This is a genomic window from Roseovarius sp. SCSIO 43702, from assembly GCF_019599045.1.
In the GTDB taxonomy this organism is placed as follows: Bacteria; Pseudomonadota; Alphaproteobacteria; order Rhodobacterales; family Rhodobacteraceae; genus Roseovarius.
Map to the genome: position 1 here is coordinate 3204020 of NZ_CP080623.1, position 18003 is coordinate 3222022.

Sequence of the window (18003 nt, forward strand, 5' to 3'; positions counted from 1 at the left end):
GCCCGTGCCGTCAAAAGTCTCGACCATGGAAAACAGCTATCCCGCACTGCACACGCCTGAAGGGCCGCGAGCGGAACACGGGATGACGAGTTGCCGAAAGGGAAATCCGCTCGGAAAACATCTCGAAACTGCCTCTGGTCACGGGATCGTTGCTGCCCCGTTTTGCCTGAATCTACCCGTGCCCCGCTTTCAGGTCCAGAAAAACCGCCTCAAGCCAATGGATTTGTGGCATTTTTGGCAACGTGCCGCGACGACCCCCTCCGCGCCCTTGTTAGGCGGGACCATCGGCGCACCATGGTGAGGAGCAGACGGCGGTCGATGCGCGCTTTCATCGGGCCCGAATGCCCAGGAAACATGCGTTCTCAGGCGAGCGCATCCTCCGCCGCCTTCGCGACCCGCAACAGCCGTTCCTCGCCCATCGCGCTGCCGCACAGCATCACACCGCAGCTCGGCACGCCGGTGGGCAGGGTGATCGCCGAAAGCCCCATGAGATTCGCTACCCGCGTATTGCGCAGCGTCAGCAGGTTCTCGGTGACGTAATAGTCGTCATCCTCCATCAGCCGCGTGGCATCGGGCGGCAGGTTGGCCGAGGTGGGCAGGATCACCGCATCGAACCCCGCCATCCGCGCTGCCCATTCGCGCCGCAGCGCGTCGAGCCTGCGCCACGCCGCCACGTAGTCGGGTCCGCTCACCTCGCGGCCCAGCTCGAAGCGTTCGCGGATTGGCCGGAACATCTTGTCCGGCGCCGCCTCGATGGTCTTGCCCCAGATGCCATAGGCCTCTGCGGTGAAGAGGACGCCCGACATCGGCATCGCTTCCTCGATCTCGGGCGAGGCGATGGCCACGATCTCCGCCCCGGCATCCCGGAACCTGGCGAGGGCGCCCTGGTAGGCCTTGAGCGGACCGTCGCGCACATCCTCCATCACCACGCCCTCAAGCGCCGCGAATCGCATCCCGTCAAGCCGCGTGCCCCCGAGATCGACGGCATCCCGCCGTCCCTCGAGCGCGGCAAGCGCCAGCGCGCAATCCTCGACGCTGCGTCCCAGCGGTCCCACCGTGTCGAACCGCGCAGCAAGCGGCACGATCCCCCGATCAGGCAGGCGCCCCGAGGTGGTCTTGAGACCCACGAGGTCATTCCATGCCGCCGGGATCCGCACAGATCCGCCCGTATCACTGCCGATGCCGCAGGCCGCGAGGCCAAAGGCGACGCTCGCACCCGCACCCGAGGAGGATCCGCCCGGCACCGCACCCGGATCGTTCACGTTCGGTGACGTCGCGGTCATCGGGTTGAGGCCCAGCCCCGAGAAGGCCAGCTCGCTCATATGTGTCTTGCCCAGACAGACGAGCCCCGCGATCGTCGCGGCCTCGAGCACGGCGGCGTCGCGCTCCGGCACCCGCCCCTTGAGAAGCTGCGAACCCGCCATCGTCTCGGTCCCGGCACTGTCGAAGAGGTCTTTCCAGCTCACCGGCACCCCGTCGAGCGGCCCGCGCCGCTGGTCCGTCCGGGCGCGTTTTGCCGCTGCTGCCGCCTCGGCGCGGGCGCGCGGCGCGGTGACGACGCTATAGATACGGTCGCGCTCGGGATGCGCCTCGATGGAAGCAAGGTAGGTGTCGGTAAGCGCCTCGGCATCTATCTCGCCCGCGCCGATCCCCCGGCCAAGCTCCGCCGCACTCATCCAGAGCCACTCCTGCATCGCGTCTCTCCCCGCCCCGTGGTCAACCCGCGCGACGGTAGCGTCCCCGCGACGCATGGACAATCCCGCCGCGACCATCATATTTGGCCGCATGGAAAGACGCGATGACATCCTGATCGTGGGCGGCGGTCTCGGCGGACCGGCCTTGGCGCTCGCGCTCGCGCGGGCGGGCTTCGGCGTGACCGTGGTCGACGCCCAATCCGAGAAGGTCCGCAAGAATGCCGCCTTCGACGGGCGCGCCTACGCACTGGCACTGGCGTCGGTGCGACTTCTGCGGCGGCTCGGGATCTGGGACAGGCTTGACGGCAACACCCAGCCGATGCTCGAGATCAAGGTGTCGGACGGGCGCGCCGGCGAAGGTCCGCTTTCGCCCTTCTTCCTTCATTTCGATCACGCCGAGATCGAGGAAGGGCCGATGGGCCACATGGTCGAGGATCGCTTCCTGCGTCGCGCATTGCTCGATGCCTTGGCCGAGAGCAACCGGATCACCCATCTTTCGGGCGAACAGGTGACGGCGCAGGAGGTCGACGCGGGCCGGGTGCGCCTCACCTGCGCCTCTGGGCGCGAGATCGAGGGCGCGCTTCTCGTCGGCTGCGACGGGCGCGCCTCGGGCACGGCGGCGCGGGCAGGCATCTCGCGCACAGGTTGGTATTACGGTCAGACGGCGCTTGTTGCCGCCATCGAACACGAGCTTCCCCATAACGGCGTCGCGCACCAGTTCTTCATGCCCTCCGGTCCCCTCGCCATCCTGCCGCTTCCCGGCAACCGAAGCTCGATCGTCTGGAGCGAGACCGACGACACCGCCGCCGAATTCGCCGCGCTCGACGACACGGGCTTCATGGAGGTGCTGCGCCCCCGTTTCGGCGATTTCCTGGGCGAGATCGCGCTGCGTGGAAAGCGCTACACTTACCCGCTGAACCTCACCCTCGCCAACAGCTTCATCGCCCCCCGCCTCGCGCTCGCCGGGGATGCGGCTCACGGGATGCACCCCATCGCGGGGCAGGGCCTCAACGCCGGGCTGCGCGACGTGGCGGCGCTGGCCCAGGTGTTGTCGGAGGCGCGCACGCGGGGCGAGGATATCGGGGCGGCGGACGTGCTGGCCCGGTATCAGCAATGGCGCCGCTTCGACACCGCGACGCTCGCGATGACCACCGACCTGACGAACCGGCTCTTTTCCACCGACAACCCGCTCCTGCGTCTCGGGCGCGATATCGGCATGGGTGTCATCAACGGCTGGCCCGGACTGCGCCGAGGTCTCATGCGCGAGGCCGCGGGCCTCACCGGCGATCTGCCCGAACTGATGCGCTGAACGGCTCTCGTTCAAGAGAATCTCGGCCTACCGCACGGCCTTGTCCCGCACCTTCACCCGCTCCATCTGCATCAGGATATCGAGCATCCGCTTCTGTTGCGCCGTGTGACCGTGCTGGGCCTCGATGTTGTAATAGGTGCCGAGATTGTTGAGCACCACGTAGTTCGAGAGTGAGCAATCGTTGCGATCGGGGCGGACATGCTCGTAGATCGCGTTGACCTTGGCCCTGTGCAGCCGCGCGATGACGTCTTGCGCCCCAGCATTCCGGTCAAGCGGCCGGGTCCCCGCGAGAAGAATGGCGTCGTCTTCGTCCCCGTCGCCGGGTGCCATCCGTCCCGTCATCGCCGCGCTCTGGCGTGCCGCGCTGATTCCGCCGCTGCCACCGTTGCCGCTATGGCCGTTGGCGTTGTTGTGCAGCGTCAGGACGAAGCCGGGCCGCGTGTTGCGCAGATCCATCAGGACCCTGGTGAAAATCGGCGCCGGTTTGCGGCGCATCTCGCGACACGTGACGGTGCCGGCCTTGCTGGTGCCGAAATTCCGGTTCGGGTCCTGCCCCCGGAACTCGCGCCCGTCGCCCGCCTCCACCGCGACGATCTTGCCGCCATATCTGCGAATCCCGTAGACGGCTGTGTCGAAGGCCGATTGCTCGTTGTCGTGCAGCAGGAAAATGGTCGGCCCCCGCCTATGCCGCGTGTTCTCGATCACTGTGAACCGCCACGATAGCCCGTCCTCCTCGATCGCGATCTGCGAGATGCAGATGCCCGCACCCAGCACCGCCGCATTTCGCTGCACATCCGCGTCGCGCACCTGCGCCGGGTTCAGACACCTCTCACCCCCTTGGGCGCCCGCCATGCCTGCGGCCCCGAAGAAAAGCGCCGCGCTCAGCCCGATCAAACCTTTCATACCTGCCCGTCCTTTCGCGCTCACTTCGGCGACAGCCGGAGAAAGCCGTAGCCGCAATACCCGTTATACAACTCCGCATTGAGCATCGGGCCGGAAATCGACGTGGGGTTCTCGGGACGCGGACTTACGCCGTCACGGGTGGCCGAGAGAAAGGAGTTCTAGTTGATCGTTCCTCGCCACCTCGCCAGGCCGCGCGCTCGTCACGCCCGTTCGCAGGGATCGATACAGGCGACCTTGGCGCCCGTGACAGGCTCGTGCGACAGGCGGCGAGAAGGATCTTGCGGCCGGGTCCTCTGATCAAGTCTCTCCTCAATTCGCGCTCTTGGGCGACATGACGACTTCGATCTCACCATCCGGCATTTCGGACAGCGTGACCTCGCCCTCGAGCACATGGCCGACAGCCGAGTCGAGCGTCGCGGTGATCTTCATCGGATAGGCGGCTGTCGCCTGCGGCACCGGCAGCGTCACGTGATAGGGCGGTCCGCCCTCGGTGGTGACGGATTTCGAAACGGGCGTGCCGGACCCATCGGCGGTAACGGTCAATTTCGATCCCGGCGGCACCATGAGGCGCACGTAATACGTCACGCGCAGGTCGAGATCGCGGGTGGCTTCACTTGGCACGGGTGTGCTCCTGGTCGGGGCGGGGCTGGCATTGGCCGGCTTGGCCTTGGGCTTGGCGACAGGCTTCGCGCTCGAGACGCTTGTCACGGTCTGTGCCGAGGGCACAACCGCCTGCTCCTCTCCCGTATCCCGGCCCCGAAAACCGTTATCCTCACAGCCCTGCACCGCCATCGCGGCGACCAGGAGGCCGAGCATTCGCCCTCCACGCAGCGCCTTTTTCGAAACTGTCATCATGCCTGCTGTCCTATAACCGGTCCGCTCAATGTAGATACGCTCCAGAGTGTGCGTCGGGCCAAGGCGGAATTCCACCGCAAATCGTGTCCTGCCTCGACGGAGTCCGGTCCGCCCGCACTCGTCCTGCCGACGCCACGTTACCGGTCGGATGCGCCCATGCTCATTCTGATGGCGATGCAGGCAACGGAGGTGGACCGAGCGGCCGTTATCCCGTCAGAATTCCGCTGACCTTGAGCGCGCGCTGGGCGTTGCCTTCCACCTTCAGCTTGCCGGACATGTAGGCCATCACCGGGTTCTGCTCTCCCGAGAGGATCGCGCGAAAGACCGCATCGCTCGCCATCAGGACCACGTCCGCCGCGTCGTCGCCTTCCCGCGCGCCTGTCTCGTCAAGCATGACGGACCCCTCCCCGGTCACGACCAGTTTCGCGGTTCCACGGATCGCGCCGCGCGCCTTCGGGTCGAGGCGACTGACATAGGCTTGGATGATCTCGGACATCGGGCACTCCCTCGACGGCTCGGATCATACCTATGCACCGCCCGGGAGCCTCCGCAATTCAGACCTCGCGTCACTTCGTCCAGCGATCGAGCGCGGCCTCGTCCTCGTCCTTGGCGGCCACCCAATCCGCACCGTCGCGACCATGCTCCTTCTTCCAGAAAGGCGCGCGCGACTTGAGGTAATCCATCAGGAATTCGGCCGCTTCGAACGCGGCCTTGCGGTGCGGCGCGGCGGTGGCGACCATCATGATCATCTCGTCCGGGGCCATCGCGCCATGACGGTGCAGGACCAGGACGTCACCAAGCCCCCACCGCGTCCGGGCCTCCTGCGCGATCTCGCGCAGGGCCCTTTCGGTCATGCCGGGGTAATGCTCGATCTCCATCCGGTCGAGGCCGCCCGCCACGTCGCGCACGATGCCCGTGAAGGTCACGATCGCGCCCATGCCTTTCTGCCGCGCGGCGAAGGCGCTCGCCTCCCGGCCGAGGTCGAACGGTTCGGCCTGCACGCGAATATCCATCGGTCTCAGCCCCCGGTCATCGGCGGAAAGAACGCCACCTCGCGCGCACCGGCGATCTCGGCGTCGAAATCGGCCAGTTCCTGATCGACCGCCACGCGCAGCGCCCGCTCGTCGGCGAAGGCCGCGTCATACCGCGCCTCACGCGCGCGCAACTCGGCCACCAGTTCGCGCACTGTCGCGGCCCCGGTCTCGACCCTCTCGCGCGGCAGGCCCACCCGCTCGCGCACCCATGCAAAATAAAGAACATCCATCAGCGGTCATCCTTCAGATACGGCATCGCCTTGGCGAAATAATCGACCCCCGTCACCAGCGTCAGTGCCGCGGCGACCCACAACAGCACGACACCTGTCCACCATGTGATGACGGAGGCGTAGTAATTCCAGACCAGGCCGACATGATCCGCCGCGCGTCCGGCCATGATGTCATCGACCATCCGCGTGTCCATGCCCGCCGTCCGGTCGAGGATGTTATGCTCGAACACACCCGTCGCGAACAGAACCGCGATCGCCACCATCTGCGCCGTCGTCTTCCACTTGGCAAGCTTCGTGACCTTCAGCAAGCCGGCGGTATCGCCCAGGAACTCGCGGAGACCCGACACGAAAACCTCGCGAAAGATGATCAGCGTCGCGGGCAGGAGGAACCAGGGGTTCATCCCCGAGAAGCCCGTGATGACCATCAGCGCGATCACCACCATCGCCTTGTCGGCAATGGGGTCGAGCATCGCGCCCAGCTTCGTCTCCTGCTTCCAGCTTCGGGCGAGGTAGCCGTCGAACCAATCGGTGATCGCCGCCACGACGAAGAGGATGAGCGCGAACCAGTCCGCCCACGGCCGGGTGAAGTATAGGAACATCACCGCGACGGCGGGCGCCGCCAGAAGACGCAGGATCGTCAGGAGGTTCGGGATCGTCAGTGTCATGCGCCAGACCCTATCGCGCGGTCGGACCGGGGGAAAGCGGCGATTGGCGCGCCGTCTCACCCCTTCTCGTGGAAGAAATCATAGACTTTCTGCGCCAGCGCCTCGCTCACGCCCTCCACGGCCTTGAGATCGGCGACGTTGGCGCGGCTCACCGCCTTGGCGCTGCCGAAATGCGCCAGCAGCGCACGCTTGCGCGCGGCCCCCACGCCCGGCACCTCGTCGAGCGGGTTGGCGCTCACCGCCTTCGACCGCTTGGCGCGGTGGGTGCCGATGGCGAAGCGATGCGCCTCGTCGCGCAGGCGTTGCACGAAATAGAGCACCGGGTCGTTGTGCCTCAGCGCCTTGGGTTGCTTGCCCACGCGATGAAATTCCTCCTTGCCGTGGTCGCGGTCGATGCCCTTGGCCACGCCCACCATCGCGATGTCCTCGACCCCCATCTCGCGCATGATCGACGCGACCGCACTTACCTGCCCCGCGCCCCCATCAATGAGCAGCAGGTCGGGCCAAAGTCCTTTCTCGCGGTCGGGATCTTCCTTCAGCAGGCGCTTGAAGCGTCGCTTCAGAACCTCCTTCATCATGCCGAAATCATCACCCGGCGTCAGGTCATCGCCCCGGATGTTGAACTTGCGATACTGGTTCTTCATGAACCCTTCGGGCCCTGCGACGATCATCGCGCCCACGGCGTGCGCACCCTGGATGTGGCTGTTGTCATAGACCTCGATCCGCTCGGGCGGCGCGTCGAGATCAAACGCCTCGGCCAGCCCCTTTAGCAGCTTCGCCTGCGTGGCGCTCTCGGCCATGCGCCGCGCCAGGCTCTCGCGCGCATTCCTCAGCGCCGCATCGACCAGCTCGGCCTTCTCCCCCCGGACCGGCACCAGGATCCTCACCTTCCGCCCCAGCTTTTCGCTCAGCGCCTCCTGCATCAGGTCAGGATTTTCGAGCGCATGGCTCAGGATCAACTGCCGCGGCGGCTCCTTCGTGTCGTAGAACTGCCCGATGAATGCCTCGAGCACCTCGGCTTCCTCCACGTCGGCGCCCACACGCGGATAGAAATCGCGATTGCCCCAGTTCTGCCCGCCCCGGATGAAGAACACCTGCACGCAGGCCTGGCCCTTCTCGAGATTGAGCGCGATCACGTCCGCCTCGTCCACGCTGCGCGGGTTGATGCCTTGCGCGCTCTGCACCTGCGTCAGCGCCTTGATCCGGTCGCGCAACGCGGCGGCGCGCTCGAACTCCATCGCCTCGCTCGCCTCCTGCATCTGCCGCGCGAGCTTCTCCTGGATCTCGGTCGATTTCCCCGAGAGATAGCGCTCCGCGTCGCGCACCTGGCCCGCGTACTCGGCCTTGTCGATATAGCCCACGCAGGGCGCGGTGCAGCGTTTGATCTGGTATTGCAGGCAAGGCCGCGTGCGCGTCTCGAACATCGCGTCCGAGCAATTGCGCAGCAGGAACACGCGCTGCAACTGCGCCAGGGTCCGGTTGACCGCGCCTGCGCTCGCGAAGGGGCCGTAATACGCCCCCTTCTCGCGCTTGGCCCCCCGGTGCTTCTTGATCATCGGGAAATCGTGCTCTGTGACGAGGATGTTCGGAAAGCTCTTGTCGTCGCGCAGAAGCACGTTGAACTTCGGTTTGAGCTGCTTGATCAGGTTCTGTTCGAGCAGCAGCGCCTCGGTCTCGGTCCGCGTGGTCAGGAACATCATCGAGGCCGTCTCGCGGATCATCCGGGCGATCCGGCCCGTGTGCCCCGTGGGCCGCGCATAGCTCGAAACCCGCGCCTTGAGGTTGCGCGCCTTGCCCACGTAGAGCACCCGCGCCGAGCTATCGAGCATGCGATACACTCCCGGACTTCCGTCCAGCGACTTGAGGTAGTCGCGGATCACCTCGTGGCCGCGTTTCTGGGTGGTTTCCTCGCTCATGCCGACCTTGCCGATTCCCGTCTCCGCCTCCGCATCATATCGCCACCGCTTCAAGAGGAAACTCGTCCACGCATTCTGTGGATAAGTCTGACGATAACTTCGGGTGAACCGGAAATTTCCTTTGTTTCCGTGCTGCTTCGTTAATATGCTCAAAAATTAGGCAGTTCTGCAACCCATTGATTTCACGATAAACTTTCTTTTCGGCTGAACAACAAGCTGAAAACACTAAGGATTTCAGCGCCTTTGTGACAAACAGCGGTCGCGGTGCAAAACTTGCATCGCCGACCCTCCTTTTGGCAGGTTCCGAAATCTGCTGCATCGCGGCATCGCGGCCCTGCGACACTCGTCGACAAGGGCTACTCGACCCCCACGATATCGGGCGTCCGCCATCCGAGGTGCTGCCCCCCGTCGACGCAAAGAAGCTGCCCCGTCACGGCCTTTGCATCGAGGAAGTATGCCAGCGCACCGACAATGTCCTCCACGTCCGCGCCGCGTTGCAAAATCGTGCCTTCCCGCTGCGCGGCGAAATGTGCCTCGCTCTGCCGCTCCGCCCTCAGCGTCGGGCCGGGGCCGATCGCGTTCACGCGCACATGCGGGGCAAGCGCCTGCGCGGCGGTCCGGGTAAAGGCCCAGAGCCCCATCTTCGCGATCGTGTAGGACATGAACTCGGGCGTGAGCTTCCGCACCCTCTGGTCGATCATGTTGACCACGAGGCCCCGCGCCACCGGCTCGCCCCCTGCGTCGATCTCCGCCTCTGGCATCGCCTCCGCAATGGCCTGCGTCAGGACCACGGGCGCACGCAGGTTGCTCTCCAGGTGCCGATCCCAGCTTTCGCGCGTGACGCTCCCGATCCGGTCGTGCTCGAAGATCGACGCGTTGTTGACCAGCACGGTCAGCGACCCGCCAAGCGCCTTCATCGCGCGCGGCACAAGCTCCTGCATCTCCGCCTCGATCGTCAGGTCGGCTTGCAGCGTCACTGCCTCGCGGCCCATGGCCCGGATCTCGTCGGCTACCTCCCGCGCGGCCTGCTCGGAGCCCGCGTAATGAACCGCGACGTCAAAGCCTCGCCGCGCGAGTTCCAGCGCCATCGCGCGGCCCAGCCGCCGCCCGGCCCCTGTCACCAAAGCCCTGTCGCTCATGCCAGCACCACGTAAATATATCCCAGGTAACTCACCGTCAGGATCACACCCCAGACGCGGCCGATATCCCGCCGGAACATCACGAACGGCACCAGCACCAGCGACGATGCCAGCATCACCCACAAATCGAAGCGGAGGAATTCGGGATCGACGGGGATCGGACCGACAAGTGCCGTAATACCAATAATGGCCAGCAGGTTGAACATGTTCGACCCGATCACGTTGCCCAATGCCACGTCCGCCTGCCGGCGCAGCGCCGCCATCACGGTCGTCGCCAATTCCGGCAGCGACGTGCCGAGCGCGACGAGTGTAAGCCCGATCACCGCATCGCTCACCCCGTAGTGGCCCGCGATGATCGACGCGTTGTGAACGAGCAGGTCGGCCCCGAGGGGCAAGCCGATCAGGCCCAGGACAAGAAAGACGACGATCTGCCACCAGGGCATGTCCGGATCCGCGCCCTCGATCTCTTCTTCGTCGCGCGCGCGATCCTTCGCGACCCGCCGATGCGCCTTCGCCTCGCGAAACGCGCCCCCCAGGACATAGGCCAGAAGCGCCAGCAGCACGATTGCCGCCCAGATGTCGAAGATTCCCCGGAAGGCCAGCGCGATGAAGACCACGGTGGCCGCCATCATCTGCACGTATGTCTTGCGGGTTTGGCACTGACTGGTGTGCAGCACCGAAAGGATCGCGGGCAGGCCCAGCACCAGAAGGACGTTCGCCGTGTTGGATCCCACCACGTTGCCCAGCGCCAGCCCCGCCTTGTTCTCAAGGACCGCGTTGATCGCGATGATAAGCTCTGGCGCCGACGTGCCGAAAGCCACGATGGTCAGGCTTACGATCAGCGCGGGCACGCCCACGCGCAGGCTCAGGTTCACCGCCCCCTTCACCAGCGAATCCCCCGCCAGCAACAGGATCACGAGACCCAGCCCAGCATAGGCCCATACCATCATCCGCGCCCGCCCCGGCCGCATGTGCAAGGCCCCTTGCCGATGCGATACCGCCCGCAGGATTTGCACTTCATCGCGTCCAGCCGCGCCTGCCCGGGGAACCGCAGTTTGCCGAACATGGCCAGGACACCCATCGCGACGAGGAACAGCAGGACGATCTTGACAATCATGGGCGGATACCGAACCGCGCGAACTCCGCGCGCTCCTCGATCGCGCCCAGCGCGTCCTCCGCCATGCTCGCGCCGAACCGCGCCAGGAGGCCTTTCTTTCGGCCATAGCGCAAGAGCTTGACCTTGCGGCCGTAAAGCGCGCGCAGCTTCGGTTCGAGATGCGCCTCGCCATCGACCAGCCCGAGGCTCACCGCGCGTTTCCCGATCCAGAACTCGCCGGTGAATAGATCGCGTTCCGAGGTCAGCCTGTCGCCCCGCCGTGCCTTCACCTGCGCGATGAACCCCTCGTGCATCTGGTCGAGAAGCGCCTCGAGCCGCGCCACGTCCTCTTCCTTCTCGGGCTGGAACGGGTCGAGCATGCTCTTCGACTCGCCCGCCGTGTGAACGCGCCGTTCGATCCCCTGCCGGGCCAGGAACACATGCGCGCCGAACCCCGCCGAGATCACTCCGATCGAGCCCACGATCGAACAGTGATCGACCCAGATGTCATCCGCCGCGGTGGCGAGCCAATAGCCCCCCGACGCCGCCACGTCCTCCACGAAGGCATGGACTGGCACGTCGTGCTCCTCGGCCAGCCGCCGTATCCGCGCTGCGATCAGCGCCGATTGCACGGGCGATCCGCCCGGCGAATTGATGACGAGCGCGACCGCCGCGGGCTTGCCGCGCCGGAACGCCTTTTCCAGCACCGGGCGCATGGCCTCGTCGCTCAGCGCCGAGCGCGGCCCCGAGCCGATCGTGCCCATCAGGCGCACCACCGCGACGCGGGGATGCGCCCTGGACCACGGCAGCCGAGATTTCAGGGAGGACCAGAGCTTCATGAAGGCCGATGTAGATCGCACGACGCCATGAAACAAGAAGCACCGCCCCCGCAATTCGGTCCTATGACAAAAAAGTAACCGGACCACGCCACGTCGTCCATGCAGGAAACAAGCATCTCCACGCGTTAACCATTCGCTAACCACGTCGCCCGTATCGTTAACCAGTCGAAACCATGACAAGGGGCCGCGCCGATGGTCGCCCGCGCCTATACCGTGGCCTTCCAGGGGGTCGAGGCCCGCCCCGTCGAGGTGCAATGCGCCGTCACGCCCGGACTGCCCGGCTTTTCGCTCGTGGGCCTGCCCGACAAGGCCGTGTCCGAGGCGCGCGATCGGGTCCGCACCGCGCTCAGCGCCATGTCCATCGCGCTTCCGTCGAAGCGCATCACCGTCAATCTCAGCCCGGCTGACCTGCCGAAGGAGGGCAGCCATTTCGACCTGCCCATCGCGCTGTCGCTGCTTGCCGCGCTCGAGATCATCCCCGCCGACGCCGTCGAGGAGACGACCTCGCTGGGCGAATTGTCCCTCGACGGCTCGCTCATGCCCGTGGTGGGCGCGCTTCCCGCCGCCATGGCCGCGGCCGAGGAGAACCGCACGCTGCTCTGCCCGCGCGCCTCCGGCGCCGAGGCGGCCTGGGTCGAGGCGACCCGCGTGCTGGGCGCGGCCACGCTTGCGGACGTGGTGCGCCACTACACGGGGCAATCCCCCCTGCCCCCGGCCGAGCCCGGCGAGGTGCATGGCGATCCGTCCGGGCGCTGCCTGCGCGATGTGAAGGGACAGGAACGCGCCAAGCGCGCACTCGAGATCGCGGCTGCGGGCCGGCACCACCTTATGATGACCGGCACTCCCGGCTCGGGAAAGTCCATGCTGGCCGCGCGCCTGCCGGGGATCCTGCCGCCTCTCACGCCGGGCGAGGCGCTGGAAACCTCGATGATCCACTCGCTCGCCGGGCTCCTCGACGAAGGCGGCATCAACCGCGCCCGCCCCTTCCGCGAGCCGCACCACACCGCCTCCATGGCCGCCATCGTGGGCGGCGGGCGCCGCGCCGGTCCGGGCGAGATCAGCCTCGCGCATAACGGCGTGCTCTTCATGGACGAGTTTCCCGAGTTTCCCCGCACCGTCCTCGAAACCCTGCGCCAGCCCATCGAAACGGGCGAGGTGGTGGTCGCCCGCGCCAACGCCCATGTGCGCTACCCGTGCCGCTTCATGCTCGTGGCCGCGGCCAACCCCTGCAAATGCGGCTACCTGCCCGACCCCGCCCGCGCCTGCACCCGCGCCCCTGTCTGCGGCGAGGACTACATGGCCCGCATCTCCGGCCCGCTCATGGATCGCTTCGATCTCAGGATCGAGGTGCCGCCCGTGGCCTTCACCGATCTCGACCTGCCCGCCTCGGGCGACAGTTCCGCCGAGGTTGCCGCGCGCGTCACTCGGGCACGGGCGGTGCAACAGGACCGCTACGCCGCCCGGGCCGACATGCGCCTCAACGCCGATGCCGAAGGCGAGGCCCTCGAGGAGGTCGCGACCCCCGATACCGAGGGCCGTGCGCTGCTCGCGCGCGTGGCGGAACGCTTCGGGCTCACCGCCCGGGGCTATCATCGCGTCATGCGCGTGGCGCGCACCATCGCCGATCTCGACGGCTCGACCGAGGTCCGCCGCCCCCATGTGGCCGAGGCCGTGAGCTACCGCATCACCGGCCTCAAAGAGACCTGATCCAGCCGGCCACCTCGCGCAGTGTCGCCCGACCCTCGGGCAGCACGTTGTGAAACAGCGGCCAGACATGCGGCAGGTCGTGATGCTCGCGCAACTGCACCTCCACGCCCTGCGCGCGCAGCCGCTCCGCCATCCGTCGCGCGTCGTCGCGCAGGATCTCGGTATCTCCGACGCAGAGCCAGACCGGCGGGGCGCCCGCGAACCCGGCGAAAAGCGGCGAGGCGCGTGGATCGGCCGGGTCGTGGCCGGCAAGATACATCTCGGCCATCTCTCCCGCACGCTCGGCCGGAAGAACCGCGTCGCACGCCGCGTTCTCGCGCAGGCTCGCGCCCGAAAAGGTCATATCGGTGAGCGGCGAGAAGGCGAAGAGGCCCCGCGGGCGGCGCAATCCCAGCCGCACGATCTCGCCCAGAATTGCCAGCGCCAGGCCACCGCCCGCGCTGTCTCCGCCGAGGATGACGCCCCCCGGCTCGGCCTCGAGCGCGCGATAGGCGCAAAGCGCATCCTCGACCGCGGCGGGAAACGCGCGATCGGGCGCCTTCGCATAATCCGGCAACACCACCCGGCACCGTGCCTCGCGGCTCAGCGTGGCCAGCATCGCAGCATGGGTGCGCGGACTTCCGAAGACATAGCCGCCGCCGTGCAGGTAAAGGACGACCGGCCCCTCCCCGGCCTCTCGCGCGCGGACATGCAGCGCCGGCACCTGCCGCCCGCCATGTTCCAGGGTCCCCTCCTCGCGCGTGGCGCCCCGCGGTCCGTGCAGGAAAAGCCGCGCCTTCAGCTCGAACGACCTGCGCAGCCGCTGGGGGTCTTTCGCCCGCGCGAGGTGGGGCCGCTCGACACGGCGTAGCCAGGCGTTGAGCAGGGACCTCGCGACGCTCATGCCAGGCGACGGTCCACCGCGTCCCAGATGAGGCCCGCGACGTTGGTGCCGTCGAACCGCTCGAGTTCCTGGATGCCGGTGGGCGAGGTCACGTTGATCTCGGTCAGGTAGTCGCCGATGACGTCGATCCCCACGAAGACCTGCCCCTTCTCGCGCAGGAGCGGCCCGATCCGCGCGCAGATCTCGCGGTCGCGCTCGCTCAGCGCGATCTTCTCGGGCCGGCCGCCCACATGCATGTTCGACCGCGTCTCGCCCTTCGCGGGCACCCGGTTTATCGCGCCCACCGGCTCTCCGTCGACGAGGATCACCCGCTTGTCGCCCTTGGCCACGTCGGGCAGGAATTTCTGCACGATGAGCGGCTCGCGGCTGAACCCGCTGAACATCTCGTGCAGCGAGGTGAGGTTGCGATCGCTCTCGACCAGCAGGAAGACACCCGCGCCGCCATTGCCGTAAAGTGGCTTGAGGATCACGTCGCCGTGGCGGTCCTTGAAGGCGCGCAACGTGCCGATATCCCGCGCGATGGTGGTGGGCGGCATGAGGTCGGGGAAATCGAGAACGAGAAGCTTCTCGGGGAAGTTCCTCACCCAGAACGGGTCGTTCAGGACGAGGGTCTGCGATGCCAGCCGGTCGAGGAGATGCGTGGTGGTGATATAGAACATGTCGAAGGGCGGGTCCTGCCGCAGCCAGACGACATCGAACTCGCCCAGGTCCGCGACCTGCTTTTCGCCCAGCGCGTAGTGATCGCCCCTGACCCGCTGCACCGTGACGGGCCAACCCCGCGCCGTGATCCGGCCCTCGTCGTAAGCGAGCTCGTCGGGCGTATAGTAGAAAAGCTCATGCCCGCGCTCCTGCGCCTCGAGCATCAACCGAAACGTGCTGTCGGCGTCGATATCGATGGGGCCGATCGGATCCATCTGGAAGGCGATTTTCATTCCATGTCACTCCTGCTGCACAGGACTTACATGGAACATGGCCGCTCCCGGTTCAATTCAGAAATGGCCGAACGCGTTTTCCATGATCTCGATCCGGCCCACACCGTCTACCGTGGCCAGATCGAAGCGCACCTCCGCCAATTGCCCTTCCGGCACATGCGCTAGGTATTCCGACCCCGCCGCATAGACCCGCTCCATCTGCGCGGGCCGGAAGCTTTCGACGGCCCGGTCGCGGGTCTTCGAGGTCTTGACCTCGACGAAGACCACCACGCCATTCTCGCGGAAGATCAGGTCGATTTCTCCGGCCTGCCCGCGCCACCGTTGCTCGAGGCAGACCGCACCGCGCGCAAGATACTCGAGGCGAACCTGTTCCTCCGCCGCGCTTCCAGCGAGGTAGGCCATGAGCCCGCGCGCCCTCAGCGCCTCCGCGGCAGGCGCCCGCCCGGTCCGTCGCGGCATCGCCGTCACCGTCATCCCGTCTTCCCTCCTGCCACCATGTCGCTCAGCCTCTCACCATAGCCAATCCGGAGCCCGCCACCTCTCAACCTACCACCCCCCGCCCAAACCTTCCGGATATTTATACCAAGACAGTTAACGTTTCCCGAATGCCCGTCACCCCAGCCCCTCCGACGCCAGTGACAGCGCCAACTGGTAGACGCTGCGCCGTTTCGCGCCCGTGGCCTGCGCCACCGCGTCCGCCGCGTCGCGCACCGACATCGTCTCGAGCGCGGCGCGCAGCATCTCCCGGAGGTCTTCCTCTCCGGTCGCGTGCGCTCGTCCCTTTCCCACGACGACCACGATCTCGCCCTTGAGCGTGCGCTCGGCGCAGATCGCGGCCAGTTCCTCGAGCGTCCCGCGCAGCACCTCCTCGAATTTCTTGGTAAGCTCGCGGCACAGGGCCCCCTCCCGCTGCCCGCCCAGCACCGCGGAGGCATCGCGCAGCATTGCCGCGACGCGCTTGGGTGATTCGTAGAAGACAAGCGTCGCCTCGACCCCGGCCAGCGCCTCGAGCGCGGATTTTCGCTGGGATGCCCCGCTCGGCAGGAAGCCCGCGAAGAGGAACCTGTCGGTGGGCAGACCGGCGAGCGTGAGCGCCGTGATCACCGCCGAGGGGCCCGGCGCCGACGTCACCTCGTGGCCGGCATCGCGCACCGCGCGCACCAGATCGAAGCCCGGATCGGCGATCATCGGCGTGCCGGCCTCCGACGCATAAAGCACTGACCTTCCCGCCGCGATGTCCGCCATGATCCGCGCCCGCGCGGCCTCGCCGCTGTGATCGTGGTAGGACAGGATCGGCCGCCCGCCCGGCGCGACGCCGTGGATCTCCATGAGCCGCCGCAGGCTTCTCGTGTCCTCGGCCACCAGCACATCGCAGGACGCCAGGAGATCGAGCGCGCGCAGCGTGATGTCGCGCGCGCTGCCGATCGGCGTCGCGACGAGGTAGAGGCCGGCGGGCATCCGCGTGACCATGGGATTCATCTCTGGACCCGCCCGGTTGAGGGTTTATGATCGCTCCCGACAGAAGTGGCGGGCCGAACCCGCCGCCCCGAGGGAATGAGGTCCAGCCATGTTTGCCGTTTTGCCAGATGCCCGCAAGGTCGCGAGCCGTCTTTTCGTCCTGATGTCGCTCCTGTGGCTCGCCGCTTGCGACGGGGTGGCGGTCCCCGGCGCGTCGGGCGGCGGCTCGGGTCAGCGGATCGACACGTCGGCGCCCATCCCCGTGGCGCTGCTGGTGCCGCATGGCGCGGCCAACTCGGGCGAAGCGCAGCTTGCCCGCGATCTCGAGAACGCCGCGCGGCTCGCGGTGGCCGACCTCCAGGGCGTGCGCATCGACCTGCGCGTCTACGGCACGGCCGGGCAGGCGGCGAACGCGCAGCAGGCCGCGCTCAAGGCGGCCGCGGACGGGGCCAAGATCATCCTCGGCCCGCTCCACGCCGAATCGGCCAACGCGGTGGCGGTCGCCATGGCGCCGCGCAACGTGAACGTGCTGGCCTTCTCCAACAACGCGACCATCGCGGGCGGCAACCTCTTCGTGCTGGGCAATACTTTCGAAGACACCGCTGACCGCGTGCTCGGCTACGCCCGGCGCAACGGCAAGTCCAAGGTGCTGATCGTGGCCTCCGACAACCTCGCGGGACAGGTGGGCCAGGAGGCGATCGCCAAGGCCGCCGCCCGCAATGGGATGAGCGTCGCAGGCCGCGTCGGCTACCAGTTCTCGCAGCAGGGCGTCGTCGCCGCCGTGCCGCGCGTCGTCTCGACCGCCCGGTCGAGCGGGGCCGACACGTTGATGCTCACGTCCAACACCGCCGGCGCCCTGCCGCTCTTTGCCCAGATGCTTCCCGAGAACGGGCTCGGCCCCGACGCCATCCAGTGGGCGGGCCTCACCCGCTGGGACCAGCCGCCGCAGACGCTCTCGCTGCCCGGGCTTCAGGGCGGGTGGTTCACCCTGCCCGACACCGCCCGCGCGACGCAGTTCCGCAACCGGTTCAAGGCGACCTACGGCAACGACCCGCACGCCATCGCCGGGCTTGCCTATGACGGGATCGCGGCCATCGGCGCGCTTGCCCGCTCGGGCCGGTCCGATGCGCTCACCCGTGGCTCGCTCACGCAATCGGCGGGCTTCCAAGGCACGGGCGGCGCCTTCCGCCTCCTGCCCGACGGCTCGAACCAGCGCGCCATGGCCATCGCCACGATCCGCAACAACCAGATCGTCGTGCTTGACCCGGCGCCGCGCAGCTTCGGCCGCGGGGGCTTCTGATCCGCGGGCCGCAGCGGACGGGGGCGGATCGGGACGCCGGGCT

General features: G+C 67.2%; 20 protein-coding genes. 3 read left to right on the forward strand and 17 right to left on the reverse strand.

The genetic code is table 11. From position 1 onward, the window contains the following. Positions 1-362 precede the first annotated feature (362 nt). Positions 363-1694 carry an amidase gene (locus K1T73_RS15760; RefSeq protein ID WP_220601613.1) on the reverse strand — a complete coding sequence of 444 codons (1332 nt, stop codon included), beginning with the start codon at positions 1692-1694 and terminating at the stop codon, positions 363-365. A 55-nt stretch (positions 1695-1749) separates the two neighbouring features. Here K1T73_RS15760 and K1T73_RS15765 point away from each other — a divergent pair, with 55 nt between their 5' ends. After that, positions 1750-3003, forward strand: a complete 1254-nt coding sequence (locus K1T73_RS15765) for a UbiH/UbiF/VisC/COQ6 family ubiquinone biosynthesis hydroxylase (RefSeq protein ID WP_220601614.1) — start codon at positions 1750-1752, stop codon at positions 3001-3003. 27 nt (positions 3004-3030) lie between these two features. Here K1T73_RS15765 and K1T73_RS15770 read toward each other — a convergent pair whose 3' ends face one another. The 12 genes from K1T73_RS15770 to K1T73_RS15825 all read right to left on the reverse strand — a co-directional run bounded on the left by K1T73_RS15770 (position 3031) and on the right by K1T73_RS15825 (position 11680). Next, positions 3031-3906 carry a hypothetical protein gene (locus K1T73_RS15770; RefSeq protein WP_220601615.1) on the reverse strand — a complete coding sequence of 292 codons (876 nt, stop codon included), beginning with the start codon at positions 3904-3906 and terminating at the stop codon, positions 3031-3033. 309 nt (positions 3907-4215) lie between these two features. Continuing rightward, positions 4216-4761 carry a hypothetical protein gene (locus K1T73_RS15775; RefSeq protein ID WP_220601616.1) on the reverse strand — a complete coding sequence of 182 codons (546 nt, stop codon included), beginning with the start codon at positions 4759-4761 and terminating at the stop codon, positions 4216-4218. Between the two features lie 205 nt (positions 4762-4966). Continuing rightward, complete coding sequence (locus K1T73_RS15780; RefSeq protein ID WP_220601617.1) at positions 4967-5257, reverse strand: SCP2 sterol-binding domain-containing protein; 291 nt, start codon at positions 5255-5257, stop codon at positions 4967-4969. 70 nt (positions 5258-5327) lie between these two features. Then, complete coding sequence (locus K1T73_RS15785) at positions 5328-5774, reverse strand: molybdenum cofactor biosynthesis protein MoaE (protein ID WP_220601618.1); 447 nt, start codon at positions 5772-5774, stop codon at positions 5328-5330. Positions 5775-5779: 5 nt separating this feature from the next. After that, positions 5780-6025: a molybdopterin converting factor subunit 1 gene (moaD, locus tag K1T73_RS15790; RefSeq protein ID WP_220601619.1), complete on the reverse strand. Its 246-nt coding sequence runs from the start codon at positions 6023-6025 to the stop codon at positions 5780-5782. Continuing rightward, complete coding sequence (pgsA, locus tag K1T73_RS15795) at positions 6025-6690, reverse strand: CDP-diacylglycerol--glycerol-3-phosphate 3-phosphatidyltransferase (protein ID WP_220601620.1); 666 nt, start codon at positions 6688-6690, stop codon at positions 6025-6027. The genes moaD and pgsA overlap by 1 nt, the downstream gene beginning before the upstream one ends. 56 nt (positions 6691-6746) lie before the next feature. Continuing rightward, positions 6747-8606: an excinuclease ABC subunit UvrC gene (uvrC, locus tag K1T73_RS15800; RefSeq protein ID WP_220603781.1), complete on the reverse strand. Its 1860-nt coding sequence runs from the start codon at positions 8604-8606 to the stop codon at positions 6747-6749. A gap of 34 nt (positions 8607-8640) precedes the next feature. Beyond that, entirely contained in the window at positions 8641-8925 is a 285-nt protein-coding gene (locus K1T73_RS15805) for a hypothetical protein (RefSeq protein WP_220601621.1), read from the reverse strand. Positions 8926-8962: 37 nt separating this feature from the next. Further along, positions 8963-9745 (reverse strand): SDR family oxidoreductase, encoded by a 783-nt coding sequence (locus K1T73_RS15810; protein WP_220601622.1) that lies wholly within the window; start codon positions 9743-9745, stop codon positions 8963-8965. After that, a complete protein-coding gene (locus K1T73_RS15815; protein WP_220603782.1) occupies positions 9742-10695 on the reverse strand; it encodes a calcium/sodium antiporter in 954 nt (317 codons plus the stop codon). Before K1T73_RS15815 ends, K1T73_RS15810 begins: the two co-directional genes overlap by 4 nt. Further along, the gene (locus tag K1T73_RS15820; protein WP_220601623.1) at positions 10692-10862 is read right to left on the reverse strand and encodes a hypothetical protein; all 171 of its coding nucleotides are present in this window, start codon (positions 10860-10862) and stop codon (positions 10692-10694) included. The genes K1T73_RS15815 and K1T73_RS15820 overlap by 4 nt, the downstream gene beginning before the upstream one ends. Then, the gene (locus K1T73_RS15825) at positions 10859-11680 is read right to left on the reverse strand and encodes a S49 family peptidase (protein ID WP_220601624.1); all 822 of its coding nucleotides are present in this window, start codon (positions 11678-11680) and stop codon (positions 10859-10861) included. Before K1T73_RS15825 ends, K1T73_RS15820 begins: the two co-directional genes overlap by 4 nt. Positions 11681-11872: 192 nt before the next feature. Here K1T73_RS15825 and K1T73_RS15830 point away from each other — a divergent pair, with 192 nt between their 5' ends. Further along, entirely contained in the window at positions 11873-13387 is a 1515-nt protein-coding gene (locus K1T73_RS15830) for a YifB family Mg chelatase-like AAA ATPase (protein WP_220601625.1), read from the forward strand. Here K1T73_RS15830 and K1T73_RS15835 read toward each other — a convergent pair. The 4 genes from K1T73_RS15835 to rsmI form a co-directional block, all read right to left on the reverse strand. Further along, positions 13374-14270, reverse strand: a complete 897-nt coding sequence (locus tag K1T73_RS15835) for an alpha/beta hydrolase (RefSeq protein WP_220601626.1) — start codon at positions 14268-14270, stop codon at positions 13374-13376. The two genes, K1T73_RS15830 and K1T73_RS15835, sit on opposite strands and share 14 nt — an antisense overlap. Next, positions 14267-15202, reverse strand: coding sequence for a glutathione synthase (gene gshB, locus K1T73_RS15840; protein WP_220601627.1), 936 nt, complete (start codon positions 15200-15202; stop codon positions 14267-14269). The genes K1T73_RS15835 and gshB overlap by 4 nt, the downstream gene beginning before the upstream one ends. 57 nt (positions 15203-15259) lie before the next feature. After that, the gene (locus K1T73_RS15845) at positions 15260-15676 is read right to left on the reverse strand and encodes a YraN family protein (protein ID WP_259400312.1); all 417 of its coding nucleotides are present in this window, start codon (positions 15674-15676) and stop codon (positions 15260-15262) included. A gap of 138 nt (positions 15677-15814) precedes the next feature. Continuing rightward, on the reverse strand, positions 15815-16681 hold the full coding sequence (rsmI, locus tag K1T73_RS15850; protein ID WP_409077718.1) for a 16S rRNA (cytidine(1402)-2'-O)-methyltransferase: 867 nt from the start codon (positions 16679-16681) through the stop codon (positions 15815-15817). A gap of 88 nt (positions 16682-16769) precedes the next feature. Between rsmI and K1T73_RS15855 the strand changes: the two genes are divergently transcribed. Continuing rightward, positions 16770-17960, forward strand: a complete 1191-nt coding sequence (locus tag K1T73_RS15855; RefSeq protein ID WP_220601628.1) for a penicillin-binding protein activator — start codon at positions 16770-16772, stop codon at positions 17958-17960. Positions 17961-18003: the final 43 nt, after the last annotated feature.